General features: G+C 73.8%; 1 protein-coding gene. It reads right to left on the bottom strand.

Annotated features, from left to right (window positions below; genetic code table 11):
• Positions 1 to 5,830, bottom strand: a 5,830-nt coding sequence (locus tag G5C65_RS29725; protein ID WP_165302144.1) for a type I polyketide synthase, incomplete at both ends; no start/stop codon positions are given.

The raw sequence follows: 5,830 nt of genomic DNA, 5'->3' as shown, positions 1-5,830 counted from the left end.
CCACCAGAACCCACCACACCCGGCTCAACCGTCGACAGCCCCGCCAGCAGCTCATCCCGGTCCGCCCCCACCACCACCGCACGGTGCTCCAACGCCGCCCGCGACACCGCCAGCGACCAGCCCACATCCGCCACATCCAGCTCCGGCCGCTCCGCCACGAACGACCGCAACCGCTCCACCTGCCCCCGCAGCCCGGCGTCCGACCTCGCCGACACCACCCACGCCGTCGCCCCCGGCGCCTGCCCCCTCACACCACTCGACGGCGGCTCGGGCTCCATCTCCGGTTCCGGGGCCTGTTCCAGGATGACGTGGGCGTTGGTGCCGCTGATCCCGAAGGAGGAGACCGCCGCCCGGCGCGGCCGGTCCGCCTCGGTCCATTCCCGCGCCCCGGTGAGCAGTTCCACCGCTCCGGCAGACCAGTCCACCTGCGGCGACGGCGCGTCCACATGCAGCGTCGCGGGCAGCACGGCGTGCCGCATCGCCAGAACCATCTTGATCACGCCCGCGACACCCGCCGCCGCCTGCGCGTGACCGATGTTGGACTTGATCGAGCCCAGCCACAGCGGTTCGCCGTCCTCGCCGCGGTCCTGGCCGTAGGTGGCCAGCAGCGCCTGCGCCTCGATCGGGTCCCCGAGGCGGGTCCCGGTCCCGTGCGCCTCGACCGCGTCCACGTCGGCCGTGGTGAGGTGGGCGTTCGCGAGCGCTTGGCGGATGACGCGCTGCTGGGCGGGGCCGTTCGGCGCACTGAGACCGTTGGACGCGCCGTCCTGGTTGACCGCACTGCCCCGCACCACGGCCAACACCTGATGCCGGTTGCGCTGCGCGTCCGAGAGCCTTTCGACCAGGAGCAGGCCGACGCCCTCGGCCCAGCCCGTACCATCGGCACCCGCGGCGAAGGACTTGCACCGGCCGTCGCCGGCCAGCCCGTCCTGCCGGTCGAACTCGACGAACGCTCCCGGGCCGACCATCACCGTCACCCCGCCGGCCAGCGCCATGTCGCACTCACCCGACCGCAGCGCCTGGGCAGCCAGGTGCAGTGCCACCAGCGACGACGAACACGCCGTGTCCACCGTCACCGCCGGACCCTCCAGCCCGAACGCGTAGGCGACACGGCCAGAGATCACACTCGCCGCGTTACCGGTGATCTGGTGCCCTTCGGTACCGGGCATCCCCGCGCCGCCGTATCCCGACGAGGACGCCCCCGCGAACACCCCGACGCTGCGGCCCTTCAGCCACCGCGGATCCATCCCGGCCGACTCGAACGTCTCCCACGCCGCTTCCAGCAGCAGCCGCTGCTGCGGATCCATTGCCAACGCTTCACGCGGCGAGATCCCGAACAGACCCGCGTCGAACCGGTCCGCGTCATCGACGAACCCGCCCAGCCCGGCCACACCCTCCAGCGCCCCCGCCGGCCAGCCCCGGTTCGCGGGGAACGGAGTGATCCCGTCGACCGCGCCGGCGACCAGCTCCCACAACTGCTCCGGCGAGGCCACCCCACCCGGATACCGACAGGCCATGCCCACGATGGCGAGCGGCTCCCCGGTGTCGACGTGGGCGGAAGGCGCCGACACGGGGGAGTGGCCGGCCTCGCCGAGCACCTGACCGATGAGGTACTGCGCCAGCGCCAGCGGCATCGGGTAGTCGAACACCAGCGTGGCGGGCAGCCGCAGCCCCGTGCGTGCGACGAGCAGATCGCGCAGCTCCACGGCGGTGAGCGAGGTGAAGCCCAGGTCCTTGAACGCCGATCCGGGTTCGATGGACTGCGGGTCGGGGTACTGCAGGACGGTCGCGACCGCGTCCCGGACCAGGTCCAGGAGGACCCGCTGGTGCTCGGCGACCGGATGGCCGGCCAGCAGCTCCCGGAGTTCGCCCCCGGCGCCGCCATCACGCCCGCCACCGCCGCCGCCACCGCTACCGCCGCCGCCGGCCACGGCCTCGGCCGCTTCCGGCAGGTCGGACAGCAGCGAGCTCGGGCGGACCAGCGTGAACGCCGCGGCGAACCGGGGCCAGTCCACATCCGCGACCGTCACACACGACTCGTGGCCGTCCACCGCCGCGGCCAGCGCCCGCACCGCCAACGCCGGATCCATCGGTGTCAGGCCGCGCCGACGCAGCAGCTGCGCGGTGTCGCCCTGGTCCGTCATCCCGGCGCCGGCCCACGGCCCCCAGGCGATCGACGTGCCCGGCAGACCCAGGTCCCGGCGCGACTGCGCCCACGCGTCCAGGAACGCGTTACCGGCCGCATACGCGCCCTGACCGCTGCCGCCCCACGTCGCGGCGATCGAGGAGAACACGACGAACCGCTCGACCGGCAGAGTGCGGGTCAGCTCATCCAGCAAGACCGTACCGTCGACCTTGCTCCTGATCACCCGGGCCATCGCGTCCCGGCTGGTCTCCTCCAGCCCCTCGGGATCGTCGACACCGGCCGCGTGGACGACGCCGGTGAGTGGCCACTCCGCGGGAATACCGCCGATCACCGCCGCGAGGGCGTCCCGGTCCGCGACGTCGCACGCGGACACGCTGACGCGGGTGCCGAGCTCTGTCAGCTCTTCCACCAAGCCGTCCGGCGCCACACCGCGGCGGCTGGTCAGCACCAGATGCGGCGCCCCCCGGCCCGCCAGCCACCTCGCCACCTCCGCTCCCAGCGCGCCGGTACCACCGGTGATCAGCACGGTCCCGCTGGGATTCCACTCCGTCCCGTCCCGCCGCGTCGGCGTAGCGCGCACCAGCCGACGTCCGTACACGACCGGTCCGCGAAGCGCCACCTGATCTTCAGCGCCCCCGGTGTCCCCGGCGTCGGCGGCGTCCCTGGTGTCCCCGGCGCCGCTCGCCAGCGTGCCGGCGAGCCGGTCGGCCGTCTGGGCGCTCCACTCGGCGGGCAGGTCGACCAGACCACCCCACCGGTGCGGCAACTCCAGCGCCGCGACGCGGCCCAGCCCCCACACCGCCGCCTGCGACGGGTCCGCCGACCGGTCCGACGCGCCCACGGAAACCGCGCCCCGGGTCAGGACCCACAGCGGCGCGGCGGTGCCCCGCAGCGCCTGCACCGAGGCCAGCACGTCCGTCCAGCCGTCGGCGACCAGTACCACCCCGGCGATGTCGGGCATCGAGGCCACCTCGTCGACCCGCGCCGCCACCACCGTGGCACCGGCGGCGTCCAAGGCCGCGGAGACGTTCTCATCGGTGCGCCCGCACACCGCCCAGGTGCCCGACAGCGACGGCGCGGGCAGACGGGCGAGCGGCTTCCAGGCGATCTGATACCGCCACGAGTCCAGGGCCGCCTGCTCACGCCGCTGCCGCCGCCACGACGACAACGCGGGCAGCGCGGCCTCCAGGCCGGCCAGCTCCCGCAGGTCCCCGCGTTCCACCGCGTCCCAGAACGCCGAGTCCCCGGCGTCGGCACCGGACGGGCCGGCCGCCGCCTCGGGCCAGTACCGTTCCCGCTGGAAGGCGTACGTCGGCAGGTCGACCACCCGCCCGTCCCAGCCCGCGAACACCCCGGCCCAGTCGACCTCGACGCCGAGCGTCCACAGCCGGCCGACGGCGCCGATCGCGCAGGCGGCCTCGTCCCGGTCCGCGCGCAGCATCGGTACGAGCACGGCTTCCGCGGCGGTCTCGCCCGCCATCCCGGACAGCACCCCGTCCGGACCCAGTTCAAGACACCGTGTCACGCCCATGGAGTCCAGGGCCGCGACGCCGTCGGCGAACCGCACCGTCCGCCGGACCTGCTCCAGCCAGTACTCCGGTCGCTGCATCAGACCGGGTTCCGCCACGGCGCCGGTCAGGTTGGAGACCACCGGGATCCGTGCCGGGTGGAACGTCAGCCCGGCCAGCACCGACCCGAACTCGTCCAGCATCGGTTCCATCAGCGCCGAGTGGAACGCGTGCGACACCGCCAGGACATTGACTCGCCGGCCCCGCGCCGCACACTCGGCCGCGTACCGCTCGATCGACTCGATGCCGCCGGACAGCACGACGGACTGAGGGCCGTTGACGGCGGCGATGTCCAGCCCCGAATCGGCGGCGTCGGCGAGGTCGGCTTCGGTGGCCTGGACGGCGAGCATGCCGCCGCCGGCGGGGAGTGCCTGCATGAGGCGGCCGCGCTCGGCGACCAGGGTGCACGCGTCGTCCAGCGACAGGATCCCGGAGACGTGCGCGGCGACGATCTCGCCGAGGGAGTGGCCCAGCAGCACGTCCGGTTCCACGCCCCAGGATTCGACGAGGCGGTAGAGGGCGACTTCGAGAGCGAACAGACCCGCCTGCGCCCACAGCGTCTGATCCAGACCGGCGCCGTCGGCCAGCACCTCGCGCAGCGGACGCTCCAGCCGCCCATCCAGCCGGGCACACACCGCGTCGAACGCTCCCGCGAAGACCGGGAACGCCTCATACAGCTCCGAGCCCATATCGGCGCGCTGCGACCCCTGTCCGGTGAAGAGCAACGCCAGCCGCCCGCCGCGGACGAGGCCCGACGCCATCTCCCCACCGGAGTCGCCGGCCAGCACCGCGCGGTGTTCCAACGCGGCCCGTGTCGTCGCGGTCGACCAGCCCACGTCCACAACGTCCAGGTGCGGGCGCTCGGCGGTGAACGTACGCAGACGCTGCACCTGGGCTCGGAGCCCGGCGGCGGTCTTCGCCGACACCAGCCACGGCACCGTTCCCGGCCGTACCGCTCCCGGCCGTACCGCGCGCGCCGGTGCCGCCTCGTCGACGGGCTCCGGTGCCTGCTCCAGGATGATGTGGGCGTTGGTGCCGCTGATGCCGAAGGAGGAGACCGCCGCCCGGCGCGGCCGGTCCGCCTCGGGCCACTCCCGCGCCCCGGTCAGCAGCTCCACCGCTCCGGCAGACCAGTCCACCTGCGGGGAGGGCTCGTCCACATGCAGCGTGGCCGGCATCAGCCCGTTGCGCAGCGCCATCACCATCTTGATCACACCCGCCGCACCCGCCGCCGCCTGGGTGTGCCCGATGTTGGACTTGAGCGAGCCCAGCCACAGCGGCTCGCCGTCCTCGCCCCGGTCCTGGCCGTAGGTGGCCAGCAGCGCCTGCGCCTCGATCGGGTCCCCGAGCCGCGTGCCGGTCCCGTGCGCCTCGACGACATCGACGTCCGCGGCCGCCAGCCGGGCGTTGGCCAACGCCTGCTGGATCACCTGCTGCTGGGAGGGGCCGTTCGGCGCCGTCAGACCGTTCGACGCGCCGTCCTGGTTCACCGCGGTGCCGCGCACGACAGCGAGGATCCGGTGTCCGTTGCGCTGCGCGTCCGAGAGCCGCTCGACGACCAGTACGGCCGCACCCTCGGACCATCCCGTGCCGTCCGCCGCGGCCGCGAAGGACTTGCACCGCCCGTCGGAGGCGAGTCCGCCCTGCTGCGCGAAGTCCGCGAACACCCCCGGCGTGGACAACACCGTCACGCCGCCCGCCAACGCCAGGTCGCACTCACCGGACCGCAGCGCCCGGCACGCGAGATGCAGCGCCACCAGCGACGACGAACACGCCGTGTCCAGCGTCACCGCGGGCCCCTCCAGCCCGAAGGTGTAGGCCACCCGGCCCGAGAGCACACTCCCGGCATTGCCGGTCCCCAGGAACGCCTCCACGCCCTCGGGCACCACGTTCATGCTCGACGCGTAGTCGTGGTACATCAGCCCCGCGTACACACCGGTCGACGACCCCCGCAGCGACAGCGGATCGAGCCCCGCCGCCTCGAACGCCTCCCACACCGCCTCCAGCAGCAACCGCTGCTGCGGATCCATCGCCAACGCCTCACGCGGCGAGATCCCGAACAACCCCGCGTCGAAGTCACCGGCACCCGTGACGAACCCGCCAACCCCCGACACCC

The sequence above is a fragment of the Streptomyces boncukensis genome (genome assembly GCF_011045075.1).
GTDB classification, from domain to species: domain Bacteria; phylum Actinomycetota; class Actinomycetes; order Streptomycetales; family Streptomycetaceae; genus Streptomyces; species Streptomyces boncukensis.
Note: the sequence above shows the minus strand (reverse complement) of the source record. Positions and strands in the feature narration are given on the sequence as shown.